Here is a 20769-nt window from a genome sequence, read left to right on the forward strand (position 1 = left end):
CGTTCCAGGCCACCGTACTGCGTCGGGCTATCCGTGACCGAAGAAGCCTTCGTCCGCGATCGCGGAGATGGCGGATTCGATGTTCTCGCGCGTGACACTCGGGACCACCAGCAGGCGCCTAGCCTTGAAGTGCCCGAACCGGGCAGTCTCGCTGGTTACTGACTGTGCAAGTCGAACCGGGTCGTACACCTCGACGACCTGCCTGTCACCGTCCCACGCGACGGTGACATCCAGCCAGCCCTTGGCCTCCTGTATTGCCCAGTCGTACTCGTCCATGGGTGCAGGCCACTCGATCTGAAAATCCATGACCGAATCCTGCCTCACACACGACTGCCGCGACTCGCGCTGCACGAGACCTCACATAACGCCCTCTCAGGCTCACGCGGGTCAGCGGTCAGGGCAGTCGGCTTCTGTCTGGCGGCGTTCACGCCGAGGCGGTTCCCAGTTTGGGAACGCGGGACCTGGCGGTGGAACTCCGGTCGCCCCTGGCGAGTGAATTTCGTGTTCCAGGGACCTTCTTCTTGCGGTAAGCGTCGAAGGCCGCGTTGCGTCGGGGCTGCCGGAAGTGCAGGGCGACGACCTCGGGCGGGCTGAGCGGTGCGCGACTGCTGGGACCGTCTGTCTCCAGGGCTTTAGCCCAACTCAGCGTCCGATGCGCCAGCCGCCCGAGTTCTGCGGCCCGAGCCATCATGCTGATCACCAGCGTCAGGACGTCGAGTCCTGAGGTTCCCCCGGGATGGGGGAACCTCCGTTGCCGATCAGGCGGACTTGTGGCGGGCGCCGCCCTCGATGTGGATCGTCTCGCCGGAGACGAAACCCGCACGCAGGAGCCACATCACCGTGTCGACGACGTCGTCGGTCTCGCCGTGGCGTCCGACGAAGGTTCCGGCCGCGCTCCTGCTCAACAAGCCGGTCTTGTTGTCACCAAGGCGGTCCCATGCGCCCGAGTCCACGACACCGGGCGAGACGGCATTGACCCGTACCGGCGCCAGATCCGCCGCCAGGTGGCGGGCGGCGTACTCGACCGCACCGTTCGTGACGCCCTTGACGAGTGATCCCGGCCCCGGGCGCCAGCCGACCACACCGGAGAACAGCACCATCGACCCGGTCGGCCGCAGGACCGGCGCGAAGTTCTTGGCCACCAGCATCGGGCCGACCACCTTCGCCGTGAACGCGGCCAGCAGCTTGTCGCGATCCAGCTCGGTCGCGCGAACGTCGTGCGGCGCCGAACCGGTCGTCACGATGTGGTCGATTCCGTCCTTCAGCCGTTCCGCCGCGGCCGCGAGCGTCGACTCGTCCTGCAGATCGACCCGCACCGCTGTGGCGCCGATCTCGCGCGCCAGCACGTCGGCCGCAGCCAGGTCGCGGGCACCGACAACCACCTCGTACCCGTCCTTCGCCGCACGCCTCGCGACGGCCGCACCGAGCGCCCGTGCGCCACCGATGACCAGGATCCGTTCCATGTGTCTCGACTCCCTCTCGTAGGATCGAGCACCACGGTATGGATTTGATACCGGTATCTTCAACGAAACTGGGAGCAGCGATGGGCAAGGCGTACAACGTGATGGCGGCGACCTGCCCGAGCCGCACGGTGCTGCACCGTATCGGCGCCCGCTGGACGGTGTTCGTCGTCAACGCCCTCGACGACGGACCTCGCCGCTTCACCGAACTGAAGGGGCACATCCAGGGCATCACCCCGAAGGTCCTGACCGAGACCCTGCGCTCCCTGGAAGCCGACGGTCTGATCAGCCGCCACGCGTACGACGAGAACCCGCCCCGCGTCGAGTACGCCCTGACACCCCTGGGCCGCTCTCTGCTCATCCCGCTCCGCGCCGTACGACTCTGGGCCGAAGAGCATGTCCCGGACATCGAGGCGGCCCGAGCACGCCGGCCGATTCTCTGACCCATGAGCCGACTGCCGGCATGCACCCTGGTCGCGGCCGACGGCCAGGGTCCCACGAGCCGTACCATCCCGGCCCCGGGCCAGGAGATCAACACCTTGGTGGCTACCTCGCCGGGTCTACGTGTCCGCCCGGGTCCAGAACTGACGCGGCGCGAACCCCTCGCGCCGCAGCCAGTGCTCGGTATAGACGATCCGCTCGGCCTCGATCACGACGAGCGGACCAGACGGCGGTTCGTCGAGAGAGCGCGACCGCTCGACATGGTCGGACTGCCAGCGGAAAGCCTGCCAGTAGTGCTCGAAGTCCGCGTCGGCCTCGGACAGTACGCGAGCCTGACCGAAGAGCTGGGCACCTCGGCTGCTGGCCTGCCCGACCAGCGGAGCGAATACCCCTACCGACACCCGGGGATCCGCGGCAAGGTTCCTCATCTTCGGCGAACCAGCGGCCGTGGAGAACATCACCGCGAAGTCGAGGTGAAAGTACCGCACCGGCGTCGCGAGCGGCCCTTCAGATCCCGCCGTCGCAATCACGCACATGTTCTGCGACGACAGCAGGTTGAGTATGCGCTCTTCCAGACGCTTGCGATCGAGCCGCTTCTTCGGTGACGGGCCGGCCAGCCACGGATTAGTCACAGGCATGATCAAGCATCCCATGCTCCCGTCCCCAGGCTCCCAGGGGTCGGACAGCCACGACCGTTGGCAGACCCTCATGGGGAAGTCGATCATCGCAATGCGGATCATGGCTTCGGAGCGGGGGTGAGTTTCGTAGTCGCGGGCAAGACGATCGTCTATCCGTCCGCGAAGACCCGGAGTCCCGGGACGAGGTCGTTGAATCGGCGTCACCGCGACGACGGGCCGGGGGTCCGGGACCGCTCTCACGGTTCCGGACCCCCGGCCTGTGTGCCGCCCGTAGCAGCCAGTGCTTCACCACTCGTGACGATCACGTCGTGATCGTCAACGGCCTACCACCAGGCTGTGCAGCGCGCGGTGTTGTCGCCGTTCGCCTGCACGCAGACCCGTGCCAGTGCGGGGGCGTTGTCCGGGATATAGGTGGACTCCAGGCTGTTCCACGAATCGACCCAGATCCGGTTCTGCAGACCGTAGTAGTGGTTGGTGTTGCCCTCCGGCGCCCAGTCGATCCAGCCTGAACAAGTGGTGCTGCCACTGCTGTTGTTCACGTAGTTCCGGACCTGCCAGCCCCCGCCGCCCGAAACATACTCCGTCATCAAGGTCCCCGAACAGTTCTTGCTCCAGACCGTGGACCGCGCGGTCTCGGCGGAGGCGACCCCGCTGCTGCCCAGCACCAGGGTGGCGACTCCGGCCAGAGTGCCGGCTCCGACAACGGCCCGGCGCGCGATGGTGCGTGCGTTCATGTTCTGTTCCCTCCCTCGTGTGCAGCGTTCGCGGCACACGAGAGATCGTCCGGGACAGCGGCAACAGGCGACCAACGGAGCGCCAACCACCGCTCTTCCATCAGATCCTGAGCGCTAACTTCCCCTTTCGCACAGGTATTGATCAGCCCCCCAACGTCCGCTGCAGTCATGATCTACAGGCTGAAAGGGGAGAGAAACGAAGCCAAGTTCCTGGGCAGGTGACCGCCGACGGCGTAGTCAGCCGGGCACAGCGCGAGGCTCAGCGAAGGCGCGTGCATGGTGGCGCAGTTGGACCGCCTGACAGTCGAGACGGCTGGAAATAGCGGACGGGGGACGCGGGCCGGGCCTGAGCGGCCTGCTCGCTCACGTCGATGCCCCAGTCTGGCGGGACGCCCACGAGCGGTCAGCGCATGAACAGACGGCTTTGAGCGCCTGTGTGGAGCCCCCGGACTGCTCTGAGCTTGGCGTTTAACCTCGCCGGGTCACCTGACCTGCTGATCTTGGCCTTTTCGTGAGACAGCAGGACGGCCGTTCTTCACGCTTCGAGGTGTCGAGCAACGTCGCGTGAAGGAACGGCCGCTGTGAAGAGTCTGGCTTGTGCAGGTCCCGCTGACGCCGCGCTGAGCGTGCTGTCCCACTTTCGTGTCGAGTTCTACGACTGCCTTTACCGCCGTGCGGATGCGCTCTTCGAGTTGACCGACGCGGTGCTATGTGCGGATGGTCCGGTGACGTCGCTGGTCGAGCTGACGCTGACGGCCGAGCATCGGCGCGGGCACGGAGCGATGTACGACGCGGTCAACCACGGCTGGCTGGAACCGCGCCGCCTGCGGCGGCTGCTGGCCTCCACCCCGCTGCCGAGGGCGGCCGACGGGCGGATCGTCCTCGCGGTCGATGTGAGCAACTGGCTGCGGTCCGACGCACCGACCAGTCCGGACCGGCTCTTCTGCCACGTCTACGGGCGGGGCCGCAGCGCGGATCAGTTCGTCCCAGGCTGGCCCTACTCCTTCGTCGCCGCCCTGGAAACGGGACGCACCTCGTGGACCGCCGTGCTGGACGCTGTCCGTCTGGGCCCGGCCGACGACGCCACCGCGGTGACCGCCGCCCAGCTCCGCGCCGTCGTCGTCCGGCTCGTGCGGGCCGGGCAGTGGAGGCCCGGCGACGCGGACATCCTCGTCGTGATGGACTCCGGCTACGACGTCACCCGCCTCGCCTACGTCCTGGCGGACCTGCCCGTCGAGCTGGTCGGCCGCCTGCGCTCGGACCGGGTCATGCTCCGTGACGCAGGCCCCCGGCGTTCCACCCCGCGCGGCGGGCAGCCCCGCAAGCACGGCGGTGTCCTCACTTTCTCCAAACCGGACTCCTGGCACACTCCCGACCAGGCCACGACCTGCGACACCACCCGCTACGGCAAGACCGAAGTCCTCGCCTGGGACCGAATGCACCCGCGTCTGACAGCACGCGGGCCCTGGCTGGACCACTGTGGTGAACTTCCTTTGATCCACGGCACGTTGATTCGGCTGAAGGTCGATCACCTGCCCGGAGACCGCAACCCGAAACCGGTCTGGCTATGGTCCTCCAGGACCTCGATGACCGGTGCGAACGTCGACCTGCGCTGGCAGGCGTTCCTGCGCAGATTCGACCTGGAACACACCTTCCGGCTGTTCAAGCAGACCCTGGGCTGGACTGTCCCCAAGGTCCGCGACCCGCACACCGCCGACCTGTGGACCTGGCTGATCATCGCCGCCCACACCCAGCTCCGCCTCGCCCGGCCCCTCGCCGAGGACCTCCGCCGCCCCTGGGAACGGCCCGCCGAGCCCCGACGGCTCACCCCAGCCCGCGTCCGCCGCGGGTTCCGCCACCTCCGCGCGAAGACCGCCATTCCCGCAGGTGTGCCCAAACCCTCCAAGCCCGGCCCCGGCCGCCCACCCGGCTCGAAAAACCGCAGGCCAGCCCCACGACACGAACCCGGGAAGACCGTGAAACGAGCCGACACCCTCACCGAACACATCCGCTTGAAACAGCAGCGAGGATAAAGATCAAGCTGAGGGAGCGTGCCGCTCGGCAGTTGACGCGGAAGGTTCGGACAAGCGTTCCATAAAATGGGCGTGGCCTCTTCGTCCGAACTGCCCTGCATGACGTACCACTTATGTGATCGGCCATCGATCGAAGTTCGCGCGATCCGTGATCCACTCGAGTGCGGGGGTTACACACACATGCGATTTGGCCTGCTCGGCCCTCTCATGGCACATGACACCGCCGACTCTCCCTTTACCGGCAGTACCAATGTCAGGACCCTGCTCGCCGTCCTTCTCCTGCGGCGCGGCCAGGTGGTGACGCTGAACGAACTCAAGGCAGTCCTGTGGGGGAACGCCCAGCCCGCGACGGCCGCGAGCTCCCTGCACAATCACATCACGCGTCTGCGCAGAGCGCTCGGGCCGGAAGGCGGTGGGCGGCTCCGCTCGGTGCCGACCGGGTACGTCCTTGAAGTCCATCAGGGCGAGCTCGACAGCGATCAGCATGAGGAACTGCTGAGTACGGCCCGTGCCGCCCGTATCAGCGAGGACTGGGAGACGATACGCCAGGCGTGTGCGACGGCGCTGGAGCTCTGGCGAGGGAGTCCTGTGGCGGACCTTCCAGGACTCGCGGACAGTCTGTGCTACGGCCCCCGCCTGAAAGTGTTCGACGAGGCCAGGCTCATAGCGCTGGAATGGCGTTGCGAGGCAGAACTGCACCTGGGGAGGCACCACGGCCTGGCGGCCGAGCTGTACGCGCTCACCGAGCAGCATCCCCTGCGCGAGGGTTTCCATCGTCACTTGATGGTGGCCTTGCACCGCGCGGATCGCCAGGCGGAAGCCCTGGCAGTCTTTCACCGACTCCGAAGCACCCTAGCTGACGAACTCGGCGTCGAGCCGGGCCGCGCCGTCCAGGAGGCGCTGGCAGAGATCCTGCAGAGCCCGGGCGAGCCGCCGAAGACAACAGCGGCGCTCTCCCGACCGGAGCCCGCGCCAGAACCCCGGTCCGCCATCACGGTCGGAGGGACACCTGCAGCAGGCGTCCCGGCCCAGCTTCCTCCCGCCCCCCGGTACTTCTCGGGCAGGCGAGCGGAGCTGGCTCGGCTGGACGCCCTGTTGGACGATGCTCGTCGGCACGCTGGCACAGGACCGATCGTTCTTTCCGGCCCGGGAGGCGTGGGAAAGACTGCACTCGCCGTGCACTGGGCGCACCGCGTTCGCGCGGACTTCCCGGACGGCCAGCTCCATCTGGACCTACGCGGTTTCGCGCCTGACGGATCCGCGGTGACGCCGCACGAGTCACTGCGCGGTCTCCTAGAAGGGCTCGGCGTGCAGCGCGCTCGCGTTCCCGCGTCGCAGGATGCCCGAACCGCCCTGTTCCGCACGCTGACAGACGGACGCCGCCTGCTGGTCCTCCTCGACAACGCCCGGGACGCCGAGCACGTGAGGCCGCTGATTGCCGGGTCGGCGACCAGCCTGACCGTCGTGACCAGCAGAGACCAGCTCCTTGGTCTCGTCGCCGTGGAAGGCGCTCAACCGGTACCGCTCGACGTGCTGCCGCCCGACGAGGCGCGAGAACTTCTCATAGCCCGCATCGGTCACGCCCGCGCTGTGACCGACCCCCGGGCGGTGGACGAAGCCGTCGAACTGGCGGCCCGACTTCCACTCGCCCTGGCCGTCATCGGCGCCCAGGCGGCGGTCACACCCGCCTCGCCCCTGGATCAACTCGTCGCGCGCCTGCGCCGTGCCCACGGTCTGGACGCCTTCACCGGCAGCGACGCCCGCAGCGACGTACGCGCGGTGCTCTCGTGGTCGTACGAGACGCTGGACATGGACGTGGCCCGCCTCTTCCGGCTGCTCGCAGTCCACCCCGGGCCCGGTATCACCACTCCCGCGGCCAGCAGCCTCTGCGGCGTCACCCTTTCCCGGGCTGAAGCGATGCTGGCCGAGCTCGCCCGAGCCAACCTGGTCACGGAGAGCGCTGACGGCCGCTACGCCTTCCACGACCTCCTGCGCGTCTACGCTGAGGAACTGGGCAGACAGGTCGACTCCACCACGACCAGACGATTCGCTCTCAGACGGGTCACGGAGCACTACCTGCACACCGCACAGCGGGCCGCGCTCCTGATGGATCCCCAGCTCCGGCCCCTCGATCTACCTCTGCCCGGAAGGGGCGTGCGCCCCGAGCACCTCTCGGACATCAAAGAAGCTCGGGCTTGGTTCACCAGTGAACACACGGCCCTCCTGGCGACCGTCCGCCGAGCCCGTGCGGCTGGTCTCGACAAGACGTGCTGGCAGCTGGCCTACGCGCTGAAGACGTTCCTCTGCTGGGGCGGGCACTGGGAGGACTGGGTGGCGGCGCAGACCGTCGCGCTGGAGGCGGCGGAGCGAACGGGCGATACGACCGCCCAGGCCCAGGCCCACCGCAGTCTGGCGGCCGCTCTGGACTGGAGCGTCCCGGGCGCCGACGCGCAGACTCATCTTCGGCAGGCACTCCACCTGTTCACCGCCGAGAAGGACGTGCTGGGCCAGGCCGACGTCCACCTCGACCTTGCCGGACGCTACGAACGCCAGGAGCGCCCTCAGGACGCGCTGCACCACAATGAGCAAGCTCTTGCTCTCTACCGATGCGTGGGCGACCGGGGCGGCGAAGCCAAGGCCCTCAACAATGTGGGCTACTTCAAGGCCCTGTTCGGCGAGTACGAGGAGGCGCTTGCCCTGTGCAATGCCGCACGCCAGGTCTTCGAGGAACTGGGCGACCGACGCAGTCTCGCCCTCACCTGGGACAGCCTGGGCGTGGTGCACCAGCAGACGGGTGACCTCACGCGCGCGGCTCAATGTTTCCGCCGAGCGGCGGAGGGCTGCCGAGAGGTCGGTTCCCGGTACCACGAGGCTGACTCGCTCGACCACCTCGGCGACGTCGAGCTGGCAGCCGGGCACATGCGAACCGCCCGGGACGCGTGGCAGCGCGCCTGGGATCTGCTGACCGAGCTCCAGCACGATGAAGCGGCGGCGGTCCGTCTCAAGCTGGAACGGTCAGCCAGACCGTCGTTCGACCCAGCTTTCGATGCTTGGCCGGCCTTCGGGGAGCCGTCGGCCCGTGTTGAAGCGCTTACGCCGATGGACGGGTCTGTCCAGTAAACGGCTCTGGCCCGTAGTCGGGATGCTGTTGGTGATCTTCATTCGCTTCGGTGAAGTCATGTCGTGATCGGCCTGTGGATCGGTGCGGTGTGCTGCGCTGGTTTGGGCGGGGTGGTTCGAGCGGTCGGAGGGGTGGCCGCGATGTCGATGGGTTCAGGTTCGGGGCGGATGATTCCGCCGTTGACGATGCGGATGGCGCGGGCGAGCAATCCGCGGGGCACGGCGGCCATGTGGGTGCGTGACCGGTTGGACGAGTTGTTCACCGATTAGCATTTCGCCGACTGGTATCCGGCTGATGGGCGGCGGGGGTTGTCGCCGGCTCGGCTGGCGATGGTGTCGGTGCTGCAGTACGCGGAGAACCTCACTGACCGACAGGCCGCCGAGGCGGTCCGCTGCCGGTTGGACTGGAAGTACTGTCTGGGCCTCGAGTTGGATGATTCGGGCTTTGACCATTCGGTGCTCAGCGAGTTCCGGGACCGTATGGCCCAAGAGGATCGGGCGGATCGGCTGCTGGCGGTGATGGTCGACCAACTGGTGGCCGCGGGCCTGGTCAAGCGGCGTGGTGCGGTGCGCACGGACTCCACGCATGTGCTCGCGGCCGTTCGGAAGCTGAACCGGGCGGAGTTGGTCACCGAGACACTGCGGGCCGCTCTGGAGCAGGTGGCTCTGGCGGATGAGCAGTGGCTGGCGCCGTTGATCACGGCTGATTGGGCGGACCGGTATGGGCGTCCGGCCATCTACCATCGACTTCCCAAGGGCAAGGCAGCGCTGGAGGAGTACGCGCTGCAGGTCGGTGCAGACGGAATGAGGCTGCTGAGGGCCGTTTTCAGCGATCAGGCCCCGCCGCGGCTGCGGGGTTTGCCGCAGGTGGAAATTCTGCGGCGAGTGTGGGTGCAGCAGTACTAGAGGGCGTCTGAAAAGCCTGTCAGCGGGCTGGTCTTGCAAGGCGGCGCACGAGGAGCATGGCCATGGTGAGGTAGATGGCGTTCTCCGAGCAGACACGCAGGTATTCGTAGTCCTTCGACAGGCGGCGGCACCGTCCCAGCCAGGCGAATGTCCGCTCTACTACCCAACGCCGCGGCACCACCGCGAAGGTCGGCACTGCCGGAGGCGGCTCTCCCACCCGAGCCCAGGTTGAGCGGAACCCACCATCGCGGCGCTGCACCACCTCCACGGTGATGCCGGTGGCTTCCCGGGCCCAGGTGTGGAACTCGGCGCCGCGGTAGCCCTGGTCCGCCCATACGTGCCGCAGCCGCGGAAAGGCATCGGCAGCCCGGGAGAACAGGACCGCGGCGCCATCGCGGTCGCCGACGCTGGCCGGGCTCACGCAGGTGACCAGGACAGTGCCTCGAGTGTCGACGAGCAGGTGGCGCTTGACGCCGCTGACCTTCTTGCCGCCGTCGTAGCCGTGCAGGCCACCGCGTTCACTGGCCCGCACGCTCTGGCTGTCCACGATGGCCGCGCTGGGAGTGGGATCACGGCCGAGCTGTGCCCGCTCGCGTTCGCGCAGCGCCGTCAACATCCGCTCCCACACGCCTTCTTGCTGCCATCGCCGCCAGTAGTGGTAGACGGTCTGCCACGCTGGCAGGTCATGCGGCAGCAGTCTCCAGGCGCAGCCGGCCCGCAGCCAGTACGCCAGCGCGTTGAGGATCTCCCGCCGGGCGTGTTTCGCCGGCCGCCCACCGGGCCTGACCGCCGGAACCAGCGGACGCAGGATCCCCCACTCCAGATCAGAAAGATCCGTCGAGTAACGGGTACGCAGCCCGCACACCCCAGCCCCCGAAAGTGCGACGCCACCCCGCTACCAGGCAACTTGCCCCGCTGACAGGCTTTTCAGACGCCCTCTAGTCACCGGGCCTGGAGCCCAAATGGTGGGGCAGGTCAAGCTGGAACCCAAACCGTGGGGCAGGTCAACCTCACCCGAACCTGCATCAGACCCCCTCACCAAGGACAGCCTGCTCGCTCTCGGAATCCCGGCGGACGCGACCGCCTACGTCTGCGGGCCGGCCTCGTTCATGACCGACATCAAAGACGCACTCACCACGGCCGGGGTCGAGCCTGATGCCGTCCATTCCGAGCTGCTCGGCGCGCTGTCCTCCATCACGCCCGGTCTGACCGGGCAGAGCGGTCCGCAGCCGCATCGACCGCCCGGCCCGCGCGGGACCGGCCCGGTGGTGGCCTTCGCCCGCAGGGGCATCTCCACACCGTTCCCCGACGGGCCGAGCAGCCTGCTCGAACTCGCCGAGGCATGCGACGTGCCCGTCCGTTGGAGCTGCCGCGCCGGGGTGTGCCACACCTGTGTCACACCGCTCCTCTCCGGCGAGATCGCTTACATCACTCCCCCGCTCGAGAATCCCGCCGCAGGGGAGGCCTTGATCTGCTGAGCCCGTCCCGGCACCGATCTCGTCCTCGACATGTGAGAGCGGCGCCGGTCACGAGCACACCCGTCCCGTCGCAGCAGGGCATCGGCACTGGCGACAATGGCCTTCTGAGCCAACGGGGCTGACGTCTCATCAGCGCTTCCAGCTGCGCCTGGTCCCAGTGGAGCGGCGAATCGCGGGTGCCCCCGGTGGGCGAAATGCCGGGTTCTCCGCATCAACAATCCTCGGGAAGCACCGACCGCCTGGACGTAAGCTTCGCTCAGCACGGACACGGCGGGGGACGGAGCATATGGCGGCTGAGACAGCACACAGGTGGGGTTCGGCCCTCGATTCGGTCGTGGTGTACGCGCAGGGCGCGATCTGCCGCCGCCTGGCGCGGGGCAGCGTGCCGCCGGGCGGGCGCGTGCGGGTGACGGGACTGCCGCGCTCGCTGGACCAGGGGTCCTTGCGGGCTCGCATCACGGGTGCCCCCGGGGTACGCGTCGTCGAGGCACGGGTGGAGATCGAGGCCGAGCCGCTCGGCGCCGCCGTGCCCGACGCGTTGCAACGCGAGGTCGAGCGGCTGCGGGAGGAGTACGCGGCGGCGCAGGAGCGACACGACCGGCAGCTGACGCTGATCGGGGAGGTCAGGTCGCTGCACCCGGTCCCGCCGGTCCGCAGGCGCGACGACCCGCACCGCCGCACCCCGGTCGACGCGTGGCTCGAGCTCGCCGCGTTCGTCGACGAGCGGCTGACCAGGCTGCACACCCGTCTCGCCGACCTGGAGAAGGAGCGGGCCGACGTCGAGCACGCGCTCCATGCCGCCGTCGACCGTCTCGCCCGCGCCTCCACCAGCGCTGCGCCCGCGCACGTGGAGACCACGGTCTCGGCGGTGGTGACCTTCGACGGCACCGGTGACGCGGAAGTGGAGCTGGAGTACGCGGTGCCGGGCGCGGTCTGGGTACCGGCCTACCGTCTCACCCACCGTCAGGGTGACAGCAGCGGCCGTCTGGTGCTCCGCGCTTCCATCGCCCAGCGCACCGGCGAGGACTGGACCGGCGTACGTATCGCCCTGGCCACCGCCGACCTGCGGCGCCGTACCGACCTGCCCAGGCTGCGCTCCCTGCGGATCGGGCGCCGTCAGCCCTTCCCGACGCCCTCCGGCTGGCGCGAGCCGCCGACGGGCCTGGCCGACCTCTTCGCCGGGTACGACGGAGCGAGCCCCCGGCCCGCCACAACCAGCGCTTCCTTCACTGTCGAGGGCGGCACCATAGCCGCGGCGGGCGGCTTCGCGTCCGCTCCCGTTCCGCCGTCACCGCCATCGCTGCAGGGCTACGGCCAGCCGCTGACCGCGTCGTTGCCGACACCCCAGGGTTACGGAGCACCACCGCCCGCGCCCGCGCCCGGCAGCGCATACCCAGAGGTGTTCGACACCGGCCTGGGTGACTTCGCGCAGGCGGTCCCGTCCCGACCGGGCGGCAGGCCGCGTGCCGGCGGCCGCTCCCTCCCGCCCCCCGCGGCCATGCCACCCGCGGCCTCTGGCCGCCAGGCCGCGCCGCCGGCACCCGCTGCCCCTGCCTGGCCCACACCACCACCGGAAGCCGCCGCGCCGGCGTCCGGTCCGCCGCAGCCGAGCGGCGCCGAACTCGACTACACCGCCCTCGTCCTGAGCGGCCCAGAGGAGCAGGACGAGCGCCGGGGCCGGCTGTTTGCCGACTCCGCCTTCGACCCGGTGGCAGCCGAGTACCGCCGCCGCGCCGAAGCGGTGGCGTCGCTGCCGCTGCCCGGGCACGCCGTGCGGCCCCGCGAGTCGGCCGGTTCCTTCGACCACCGCTTCGACGCCCTCGCCCGCGCGGACGTACCCTCGGACGGCACCTGGCACACCGTCAGCATCGGAGAGATCCCGGTCGGACTGCGCACCGAGTACCGCTGCGTGCCGTCCGTGGAGCAGACCGTGTATGCGACGCTGGCGCTCGACAACTCCACCGACCAGGCCCTGCTGGCCGGACCGGTGGAGGTCACCGCCGGAGACGACTTCTTGCTGACCGCCGCACTGCCCACGCTCGCCCCTGGCGGTGTCTGCCGGGTGGGGCTCGGCCCTGCGGAGGGCATCCGGGTCACCCGTCGTACGAACCTGCACGAGTCGACCTCGGGGCTGCGCGGCACGACCACGGTGCTCGATCACCGTGTCCACGTGGAGCTGGCCAGCCGACTCGCCGGACCCGTCACCGTCGAGGTCCTCGAGCGGGTCCCGGTCGCCTCCGACACGGACGTCCGGATCGAGGAACGGGCCGACTGGACCACGCCCCCGGACGACGCGGAGGGGGAACAGCACGTCCCTGGGACACGCGTCTGGCGCGTGGACCTGCCCGCCGGCGCCACCACCGCCCTCGACGGCGGCTACGAGATCCGTATCCCGTCCGCCAAGGCCCTGGCCGGCGGCAACCGCAGGAGCTGACGCACCCCATGTCCACGGCACCGGAGCCGATCCCTCTCCCCGTCACCGCCGTCACCTGCCTGGAGGACCGCGCCCACGTCGAGCGCACCGCCGTGCTCGACCTCGAGGCCGGAGTCCAGCGGCTGCGTCTGGGGCCCGTCAGCGCGCTGGCCGTCGACCGTACGCTGCACGCCGAGCTGACAGCCGAACACCCGGCCGACGTCCTCGACGTGCGGATCGTCCGTGGCTGGACGCCGCGCGGGCCCCGGCCCCGCGACGACGACTCCGCCCTGCGGCACCGGGTGCACGCTCTCGAGGAGGACCTGGTCGCCCTGAGGCGGCAGCACGACCGTCTCCAGGCCCGCCTCGACACACTCGGCCGTCTCGCCGCCGATCTGCTCCGGGAGGTCGGCGAAGGCGCCGGCTATGGAGAGGCCGACGCGCGACGCTGGACCCGCGAACTGGACCGTGTGGACGATGAGCGCGGCTCCTACGGCGAGCAACTACGGGCCGTGGAAGCCCGCCTGGAATCCCTCGGCACCGAACTCGCCACAGCCCAGCGAGCCTTGACCCAGGCCGAGGAGGAGCCCGCAGAACTGACCGGCCACATCGAGCTGACCGTGGAAGCCACGGCCGCCGGGCCTGCCGAGCTGTGCCTGAGCCACCTCATCGCGTGTGCGTTGTGGCGGCCCGCCTACCGCGCCGTACTCGACGGGGAACGCCTCACGCTGGAGACCGAGGCGACCGTCTGGCAGCGCACCGGCGAAGACTGGTCGGACGTACGGTTGACGCTGTCGACAGCCCGCTCGGCGCTGGCCACCGATCCGCCCCGGCTGAGCGAGGACCGGCTCACGCTCCAGGACCGCACCTCGCTGGAGCGCAAGACCGTCGACGTCGAGCTGCGCGAGGAGGACATCGCAGACCTCGGCCCGGCCCCCGTGCTCGGCCTGCCAGGAGTGGACGACGGCGGCGAGGTACGGGTGCTGCACTCCCCCGCACCGGTCACGGTGCCCTCGGACGGCCGCGCCCACCGCGTGCCGCTGTCCGCCTTCACCACGACCGCGAGCAGCGAGTACGCCTGCGCACCCGAACTGTCCCCGCTGGTGACCCAAGTGGTGCGGTTCGACAACCTGTCCGGCCACGCCCTGCTCGCCGGCCCCGTCGAGCTCGTCCTCGGCAACCAGTTCAGCGGCCGCGGCACCCTGGACTTCACCGCTCCCGGCGCCCCCGTCGAGCTCGCTTACGGCAGCCGCGACGACCACCGGGTCACCCGGCACACCGAAGAGACCCGTGACACCTCCGCGATCACTCAACGCACCGTGCTCACCCGTACCGTCCGCCTTCACCTGTCCCGCTTCTCCACTCCCGCCGAACACGGCGAACGCGTGATCGTCCTCCGCGAACGGATCCCGGTCTCCGAGATCTCGGCGGTGCAGACACGCCTGCGCGAAGAGGACTGCTCCCCCGCCCCGGACACGCTCGACTCCGACGGCATCGCCCGCTGGAACCTCTCGGTCCCACCCGGCGGCCGGCGCACAGTCACCCTGGTCTACGAGCTGGCAGCCAACGCCAAGGTGACCGGGCTCTGAACCCTGACGGTGATTCCTCGTAGTTGAGCAATTTCACGGTGCTGTAACACCACCAACTCGCGTGATGATGCGCTGGTACTTGGGCGTCGAGCCTGCTCACTGGACCAGCTCGATGTGCGGATGGTCCGGAGACACCGGGCAGACGTGAAGTTGCAGGCTGTAGGCGCCGGCGATGTCGAGGAGAGTGAAGTTCGAGGGCGGGGTGCCGATGAGGAGCGGAGTCGGGTTCGTCCGTTCCTCCTCGGGCATCCAGCTCTTGCTGCCGGAGTTCCATTCCGAGGACGCGATGGTGAGGAGCGGGGTCGTCTCGGTGCCGCATTCGGGGCAGGGGCGCGGCATGGGGTCGGTGAGGCCCCAGGGGGTCCAGCCGCCGGTCTTCCACCCGGGGGTGTGGCACAGGTTGCGGAAGTAGAACTCCTGCGGGTCCAACGCGCCGGTGCTGTCCCACGCGAATCCGGCTGTCTCCCACAGGTTCACGTCGCCCAGCTGCTGCTGCAGTTCCTTGCTCAGCTCCAGGGGGCTGGGGTATTCGGTGATCTGTTCCGGTGCGAGCAGGCACGGTTCCGGCAGGTACCAGTCGAACTGGACCACGGGCGGCTCGGGCGGGGCCTCGAGGACGTCGGTGACGGAGGCGGAGGAACGCCGGAAGAGGGCGGTTCGGGGGTGTGCAAACTCCTCGTGGTCGCAGGGGCACCACAGGACCTGGAGAAGGTCGGCTCCGGGAGGGCTGACCGGGAGAGGGACGTCGCGGGCGTAGAGCTGGGCCACGGGGATCATGGGAATCGGGCCGTCGAACCACGGGTGGCCCTCGCGGAGCCGCTGCTCGATCTCCCGTTCCTCGGGCGTGATCGCGGCTGCCTGGGGGTCGCGGAGCCGACGCCCGGCCGCTGCTGCACGGATGCGACGCAGGAGCCGGATCTCGTCCGCAGAGTGCATCTCGTCTGCCGCTTCACTGTCGTGCGGCTCTACGCAGTGGGGCCACGGCTCGTCGGCGGGCCACAGGAGTGGCCCGCCGACGGAGCTGTCGTGCACGGTCGGCGACCCCGGCCGCGGGTGCAGCCGGGTCGCCGTGCGCGCCAGCGGGGCCAGTTGAGGGAAGAGCGCGGTGATGTCGAACGGCCGCGGTGGGGTGGTGAAGATGGCGTTCACAGCGGTGATGCTGCCAGCAGCGTCTGACAACGGGGGCCCGGCGTTCTTCACCAAAGTGCTCTACTTCGCCGGGCACGAGAGCACTGCGGCGCACCAGCGTCCGGTCATCCTGGACAGCGTCGTGGCACGGGTCCTCAGGGCTACGGGCACGGTGGAGGCCAGCTGGCCAGACAACGGATGGACCATGGCCCAGTACGGCCGTTATGTGACCATGGTGCACGACTGCGCGCGGGCCCGAGGCGTCCTGCCTGACTAACGACGTGGTGCACGGTAGTCCGTGCCAGGCACGAGCGGTTGGCTCGGGAGTCGCTGCGTTCGAGCTGGTGGTCGGTCGACAATGACCTCATGTTGAAATCGTTGATAGTGCGGGCGGGACTGCCGGAGAACCCTTCTGTGGAAGAGGTTGTGGAGGCGGTGCACTTGATGCCGTATGGACGTCCAGCGGAGCGGAGCGCGCATGGGGCGCTCACCGAATGGCAGGGGACGTGCTCGACCAAGCATGCGTTGCTGGCAGCGGTCCTGGCTGAGCAGTGGCCGCGTCTGAAGCCGCAGTTGGTCCATCGTGTTTACCGGTGCACGCCCGAGGACGCTGCCCGCAGTTTCGGCCCGGCCGTGGCTGCCACGGTTCCTGGAAAGGGCCTGTGGGACGTGCACCGGTACCTGACGGTCGAGCTGGACGGGGGCCGGGTCGTCATTGACGTCACTTTCCCGTCGGGCCCGAGCTGGGATGGAAGCGGCTCGATGCCGATCGCGTGCGGGCGGGGATCTGACCATTTGGCCGGCTCCGACCCGGACGCGGACAAGCGTGCTTTGGAGGAGGCCCATTGCGATCCCGGCACTCGCGAGCCCTTCATTGCAGCCCTTGCGTCCCGGAAGTGACGGCTTGCAGTGTGGTGGGTGGCAATGCTCGTGCCTCCGCCGTGACGTGAAGACGACCGTGCGGGTTGGGTGGTTGTGACGCAACACCTCGATCCAGCACGAGCGCGCCGCCTCCACCCACGCAAACGTTTCGGGCGTGAAGTTCGTGCTGGGGAGGTGGTCGACTACCTCGTCAAGGCCGAGCCGTTCGATGCCGCGTACGCCATCGGCACCCTGGGGTTCATCGATCCGCACCGTGCCCCGCCCGCGCTGCGTGACGGTCTGCGCCCCGGGGCGCCACTGATCATCTCGCTCCTGCACACCGACCTGCACGACCGCGGCGGTCGCACCGCGAGAGCAGACGAACCTGTTGCGGGACGACCCGCCGTTGGCCACCCAGATGTGGGTCTTGGCACCGCAGCTGTGGAAGTGCCTGCTCACCGAGTACGGCTCGCGTCGAGGCCATCGACCTGTTACGCCATCGCGATGAGAGCGCGCCGGTCGTGCAGCAGTTCATCCGAGCCCGCCGCCTTGCCGACGGGCCGGCACGGGGCTCAGGCCGTCCTCGCCGTACCCAGCCTCCTGCGCCGCACGCGGCCTTCGGTGTCGGTGTAACCAAAATCGCTAGTTGGCACCAAGCAGCGATCCCGACCTGTGGTGATGCCAACTGGCCCACGGCATCTAAGACCTGCAATCAGAGATCTTGTTGGCACTTCGGTACACCGGGGAATGACCTTGCGAGCAGAGCGGTGCGCCCTCGGGCCGTGTCACCGGCCGCAGGCCGGTCCACTGGACGCGGTCGTGGACTCACGTTCTCAGCACGCGGTCACGAAGCCTCTTGGGTGCGGCTCTGTCTGAGTGAGCTCCCGCGTCAGGCTGAAGCGCGTAGATGTGCTGGTCGGGTAGGGGACGGAGTCGCTCGTGCTCTTGCCGCGCGTGGAAGATCCAGTAGTCGGGGAAGTCGCCGTTGCTGATGACAGTGCGGAGGGTGAGGACGGCTTCGGCGCCGGGGACGGTCCACCTGCTGCCGGTGATGTCGAGTCTGTCGGCGATCAAGTGGCGTGCTGCTCCTTCGACGGCGCCGCTGGCGATCGGCCAGCCCGCTGCCAGGGCCTGGTCGTAGTGGACGAAGTCGGCGTTGTTCTCGAGGTAACGGCACGCTTTGTCGGCGGCGGTGCGCTGGTCGTCGGTGAGGTGACAGCGGTCGGCTTCGGCACGGATGTTGTGGGCGGCGCCGGGGGCGGCGCCGGCCAGGATCCGGGCGGCTTTCGCGCCGACCCAGTCCTCGGTGGCGGGATCGGTGGCGGTGTGGAAACAGCGGGCGGCTGCCCACAACTTCTCGATCACGTGAACGATGTCGAGGACGACGTGGACCGTGGCATTACGGCGGGCGGCCTTGGCCTGGATCAACTCCCGCTGGTGGGTGGCGCCGTCAATCAGTACTACCCAGTTCCGGTGGTGTTCGGGGTCGCGCGCCTCGGCCTGGTCGAACGCGGCGGCGATGACGGTTTCGGCGTCCTCGCGGACGGAGGCGGTGAGCCATTTCGCCCGCGCGCCCGGTCCTTTGCGGACCGTGCGGTGTCCGGTGCGGCCGCCGGGCGGGGCGATGATGTCGTGCGGGCGGCGGATTGCGGGCTCGGCGTCGTGGACGACGGCGAGGGTGGCCATCCGTTTCCGGCAGGATTTCTCCCCGGTCGACAGCCGGGTGCGGAAGGTGTGCCGGGCCTTGGCGGCGGCCTTCGCGGTGGCCTCGCGCAGGTGGCCCGGGCGCATCACGATTCCCTTCCCGCCGACACTGATCACCAACAGCGTCCCGGCCGGGGCCGGGTGGGGAGTGCGGGCTGTATAGAACGCGGCGACGTCCACGGCCGCGGCCCGCACCAGATCCTCCACCTGGCGTTTGCCCACCACCCGGCCCCCGCAGCTGCGGTCGATCGCTTCCAGCGCGGTGTCGTAGGAACCGCGGGCCGCTTCGAGGACCGCGAGCCGGCGCAGTCCCAGACTGTGCCGCCCGTGAGGCAGGCCCAGCATGGCGTCGGCGGGGTAGAGGTTGGTCATGCCCGCGCCGCGCAGGGCGCATCGGGTCACGGTCACCAGCCCCAGCACGGTGGCCAGCTGCCGATGATGGCCTTTCCCCAGCCGGCTCCGGCCGCCGGCGAGCGCAGCCCACTCATGCGGATCAAGGGCGGACAGGTGGTCCTCCTCGTGGCGGGCCCGCCACTCGAGATGGGCCTGCAGGAGCAGTCGCCCCAGCTCCCGGGAGCCCGCTTCGACGTCGGCCTCAGCCTGTTCATGCGTCGCGGTGAGTGCTTCGGGGCCGGAGAGGTGGGCGGCCAGGGAAGTGAGGGAAGAAAACACGCGGGCAAAGGGGTCAGCCGCCGCGGCCGTTTCGTACGCTGCGTTCATCGGGCTCTCGTCTTTGGACAGTGGCGATTTGGTTGGCACCATCGACGCTAGAGACGAGAGCCCGGCTCCACACCGGCGCGACGTCGCCCGTCGGCCGCGGCTTCCTGCTCCGGCGCACCCGCGCACCGCCCCGCGCGAACAGGCCCGGCTCGTCCTCGGCCAGCCAGCCCCGCTCCACCAGCCGTTTCAGCTTCGAACGGAACCCCTCCACCTTGTTCTTGTCCGTCGACAGCCCCAGCGCGGCGCACAGATGATGCGCCCGCATCGGATGCACCGCGTCCTGCAACACCTCGACGACGTCCCGGTACGAGCGCGGCAGCACATCCGCCTCAAGCCCTGGCTCCCGCTGCGGCACCAGCCGCACCCCGACCAGCGATCCCGCCCGGCTCCGGTCCACCGACACCGGGACTTCCCCCGCGGCCTCGCCCACGGACACCGTCACCGCCCCGTCACCGGACAGGATCTCGGTCATCGTCTCCCAGGTGATCTCCAGCCGGGACAGCACAGCCTCCCGCTCGGCAAGACGACCAGCCAACTCCTCCATCCGCGAGCGAAGTTCACTGATCTCGGCCCGAGCAGCCGCCTCCCGCCGCTCGATCTCCTCACGCCACGACACCATCGGCGCCACCCCCGGAATTCGCTCCCCCGACACCATGACGATCGAGCAACCAGAACCCAGTCAGCAACCATGCAGGTCAAAGCTCCCTACGAGGGAGCCACACCCTCTACAGTTGGAGTACCAGGGGCACCTGCGTGATGACCTCTGGCGAGGCATAACCTTCCATCGCTAAGGTGACGACCCACCAGTGGGACCGATGCTCCGGGCGGCGGTGGACAGTTGAGTTCAGACCCCGACGACGGCGTGCCGACGCGACACCAGCCCAGATGGGCCTGGTGGGTCGTCGGCATCGCAGTACCGCTCCTCGGCATTGTTGTCACGCTGCTCGCCACTGCAATTTCACGGTCTTCAACAGATGCCGGTGCCCTGGCAAACCCCTCGGCCTCGTCCATGTCCGGCACACGGGGTTCTGATGGCGCCGCCTCCGCGGCGGCGACCGTCACCGAGAGCAGCAGTGCAAGCTCGTCCGAGCCCGCTCGGGTCGAATACGGCCCCGCCGTATTCAGCATGGAGGCGAGCTATGACCCGAGGGACGCGGACCTGGACTCCGGCCCGCCGTTGCTCGTGACGAGAGGATCCAAGGGAGCTGACCTCTATCTCGACTCGACGCTCGCTCAACCCGTCGCCGTATTCGACGGCTGGGGTGAGGTATCGCTCGGTCAGCTGCCAGCGGGCGACGCCGCGCCAACCGAGGCCGAGTGCACGGACCGCATTGAGAACAACACGACGTCAGAGATCGATCTGGCCAGAGGCGTCCGGTTCTGCCTGCGGACGGATCAGGGCCGCACGGCCTACCTCCGCGTCATCAGCGCCCCGCTCGAAGAAGAAGGAAAGGTTCGCTTCGAGGTAACAGTCTGGGATCTGCCCGAGGAATGATTCCGGCCGCACTCTCCCCTTCGAGTCCTCCTCCCGCAGCGCATCGGTG

General features: G+C 69.1%; 17 protein-coding genes and 1 pseudogene. 10 read left to right on the top strand and 8 right to left on the bottom strand.

Going from position 1 to position 20769, the window contains the following annotated elements:
* Positions 1–27: 27 nt before the first annotated feature.
* Positions 28–276, bottom strand: a complete 249-nt coding sequence (locus OG410_RS00555) for a hypothetical protein (protein ID WP_329297218.1) — start codon at positions 274–276, stop codon at positions 28–30.
* A 482-nt stretch (positions 277–758) separates the two neighbouring features.
* A complete protein-coding gene (locus tag OG410_RS00560) occupies positions 759–1463 on the bottom strand; it encodes an SDR family NAD(P)-dependent oxidoreductase (protein ID WP_329297220.1) in 705 nt (234 codons plus the stop codon).
* A gap of 80 nt (positions 1464–1543) precedes the next feature.
* Here OG410_RS00560 and OG410_RS00565 point away from each other — a divergent pair, with 80 nt between their 5' ends.
* The gene (locus tag OG410_RS00565) at positions 1544–1903 is read left to right on the top strand and encodes a winged helix-turn-helix transcriptional regulator (RefSeq protein WP_329297221.1); all 360 of its coding nucleotides are present in this window, start codon (positions 1544–1546) and stop codon (positions 1901–1903) included.
* Positions 1904–2020: 117 nt separating this feature from the next.
* Here the strand turns inward: OG410_RS00565 and OG410_RS00570 are convergent, their stop codons facing one another.
* Positions 2021–2539, bottom strand: coding sequence for a pyridoxamine 5'-phosphate oxidase family protein (locus OG410_RS00570; RefSeq protein WP_329303982.1), 519 nt, complete (start codon positions 2537–2539; stop codon positions 2021–2023).
* A 323-nt stretch (positions 2540–2862) separates the two neighbouring features.
* Positions 2863–3273, bottom strand: a complete 411-nt coding sequence (locus tag OG410_RS00575; RefSeq protein WP_326783257.1) for a hypothetical protein — start codon at positions 3271–3273, stop codon at positions 2863–2865.
* Between the two features lie 581 nt (positions 3274–3854).
* Between OG410_RS00575 and OG410_RS00580 the strand changes: the two genes are divergently transcribed.
* The 3 genes from OG410_RS00580 (at position 3855) to OG410_RS00590 (ending at position 9332) form a co-directional block, all read left to right on the top strand.
* Positions 3855–5306, top strand: coding sequence for an NF041680 family putative transposase (locus OG410_RS00580; RefSeq protein WP_443063692.1), 1452 nt, complete (start codon positions 3855–3857; stop codon positions 5304–5306).
* Positions 5307–5513: 207 nt separating this feature from the next.
* The gene (locus OG410_RS00585) at positions 5514–8426 is read left to right on the top strand and encodes an AfsR/SARP family transcriptional regulator (RefSeq protein ID WP_329297223.1); all 2913 of its coding nucleotides are present in this window, start codon (positions 5514–5516) and stop codon (positions 8424–8426) included.
* A 309-nt stretch (positions 8427–8735) separates the two neighbouring features.
* Entirely contained in the window at positions 8736–9332 is a 597-nt protein-coding gene (locus OG410_RS00590; RefSeq protein WP_329297224.1) for a transposase, read from the top strand.
* 19 nt (positions 9333–9351) lie between these two features.
* Here the strand turns inward: OG410_RS00590 and OG410_RS00595 are convergent, their stop codons facing one another.
* A complete protein-coding gene (locus OG410_RS00595) occupies positions 9352–10197 on the bottom strand; it encodes an IS5 family transposase (RefSeq protein WP_329297225.1) in 846 nt (281 codons plus the stop codon).
* A gap of 97 nt (positions 10198–10294) precedes the next feature.
* Here OG410_RS00595 and OG410_RS00600 point away from each other — a divergent pair, with 97 nt between their 5' ends.
* From OG410_RS00600 to OG410_RS00610, 3 genes are all read left to right on the top strand, one after another.
* Positions 10295–10810: a 2Fe-2S iron-sulfur cluster-binding protein gene (locus OG410_RS00600; RefSeq protein ID WP_329297226.1), complete on the top strand. Its 516-nt coding sequence runs from the start codon at positions 10295–10297 to the stop codon at positions 10808–10810.
* Positions 10811–11096: 286 nt separating this feature from the next.
* Positions 11097–13244 (top strand): DUF4139 domain-containing protein, encoded by a 2148-nt coding sequence (locus tag OG410_RS00605; protein ID WP_329297227.1) that lies wholly within the window; start codon positions 11097–11099, stop codon positions 13242–13244.
* An 8-nt stretch (positions 13245–13252) separates the two neighbouring features.
* The gene (locus tag OG410_RS00610) at positions 13253–14812 is read left to right on the top strand and encodes a mucoidy inhibitor MuiA family protein (RefSeq protein ID WP_329297228.1); all 1560 of its coding nucleotides are present in this window, start codon (positions 13253–13255) and stop codon (positions 14810–14812) included.
* A gap of 96 nt (positions 14813–14908) precedes the next feature.
* On the opposite strand, the gene OG410_RS00615 is transcribed toward OG410_RS00610, so the two are convergent.
* On the bottom strand, positions 14909–15961 hold the full coding sequence (locus OG410_RS00615; protein ID WP_329297229.1) for a hypothetical protein: 1053 nt from the start codon (positions 15959–15961) through the stop codon (positions 14909–14911).
* Between OG410_RS00615 and OG410_RS00620 the strand changes: the two genes are divergently transcribed.
* Together OG410_RS00620 and OG410_RS00625 are read left to right on the top strand one after the other, a co-directional pair.
* On the top strand, positions 15951–16217 hold the full coding sequence (locus OG410_RS00620; protein ID WP_329297230.1) for an 8-oxoguanine DNA glycosylase OGG fold protein: 267 nt from the start codon (positions 15951–15953) through the stop codon (positions 16215–16217). The two genes, OG410_RS00615 and OG410_RS00620, sit on opposite strands and share 11 nt — an antisense overlap.
* Positions 16218–16306: 89 nt before the next feature.
* Positions 16307–16840, top strand: a complete 534-nt coding sequence (locus OG410_RS00625) for a hypothetical protein (protein WP_329297231.1) — start codon at positions 16307–16309, stop codon at positions 16838–16840.
* A gap of 858 nt (positions 16841–17698) precedes the next feature.
* Here OG410_RS00625 and OG410_RS00630 read toward each other — a convergent pair.
* Both OG410_RS00630 and OG410_RS00635 read right to left on the bottom strand, forming a co-directional pair.
* Positions 17699–19225 (bottom strand): annotated as a pseudogene (locus OG410_RS00630) (ISKra4 family transposase); the annotation flags it as partial.
* The gene (locus tag OG410_RS00635; protein ID WP_329297233.1) at positions 19191–19853 is read right to left on the bottom strand and encodes a hypothetical protein; all 663 of its coding nucleotides are present in this window, start codon (positions 19851–19853) and stop codon (positions 19191–19193) included. The gene OG410_RS00635 and the pseudogene OG410_RS00630, both read right to left, overlap by 35 nt.
* 210 nt (positions 19854–20063) lie before the next feature.
* Here OG410_RS00635 and OG410_RS00640 point away from each other — a divergent pair, with 210 nt between their 5' ends.
* Positions 20064–20720, top strand: a complete 657-nt coding sequence (locus OG410_RS00640) for a hypothetical protein (RefSeq protein ID WP_329297234.1) — start codon at positions 20064–20066, stop codon at positions 20718–20720.
* The last annotated feature ends 49 nt before the right edge of the window (positions 20721–20769 follow it).

It is taken from the genome of Streptomyces sp. NBC_00659, from assembly GCF_036226925.1.
GTDB lineage: Bacteria > Actinomycetota > Actinomycetes > Streptomycetales > Streptomycetaceae > Streptomyces.

Bases quoted from the DNA above. Each gene is read 5' to 3' on its own strand.
- OG410_RS00620 (WP_329297230.1), top strand. From the start codon at position 15,951: ATGGCGTTCACAGCGGTGATGCTGCCAGCAGCGTCTGACAACGGGGGC.
- OG410_RS00625 (WP_329297231.1), top strand. From the start codon at position 16,307: ATGTTGAAATCGTTGATAGTGCGGGCGGGACTGCCGGAGAACCCTTCT.
- OG410_RS00585 (WP_329297223.1), top strand. From the start codon at position 5,514: ATGGCACATGACACCGCCGACTCTCCCTTTACCGGCAGTACCAATGTC.
- OG410_RS00555 (WP_329297218.1), bottom strand. From the start codon at position 276: ATGGACGAGTACGACTGGGCAATACAGGAGGCCAAGGGCTGGCTGGAT.
- OG410_RS00605 (WP_329297227.1), top strand. From the start codon at position 11,097: ATGGCGGCTGAGACAGCACACAGGTGGGGTTCGGCCCTCGATTCGGTC.
- OG410_RS00600 (WP_329297226.1), top strand. From the start codon at position 10,295: ATGGTGGGGCAGGTCAAGCTGGAACCCAAACCGTGGGGCAGGTCAACC.
- OG410_RS00610 (WP_329297228.1), top strand. From the start codon at position 13,253: ATGTCCACGGCACCGGAGCCGATCCCTCTCCCCGTCACCGCCGTCACC.
- OG410_RS00565 (WP_329297221.1), top strand. From the start codon at position 1,544: ATGGGCAAGGCGTACAACGTGATGGCGGCGACCTGCCCGAGCCGCACG.
- OG410_RS00570 (WP_329303982.1), bottom strand. From the start codon at position 2,539: ATGCCTGTGACTAATCCGTGGCTGGCCGGCCCGTCACCGAAGAAGCGG.
- OG410_RS00560 (WP_329297220.1), bottom strand. From the start codon at position 1,463: ATGGAACGGATCCTGGTCATCGGTGGCGCACGGGCGCTCGGTGCGGCC.
- OG410_RS00575 (WP_326783257.1), bottom strand. From the start codon at position 3,273: ATGAACGCACGCACCATCGCGCGCCGGGCCGTTGTCGGAGCCGGCACT.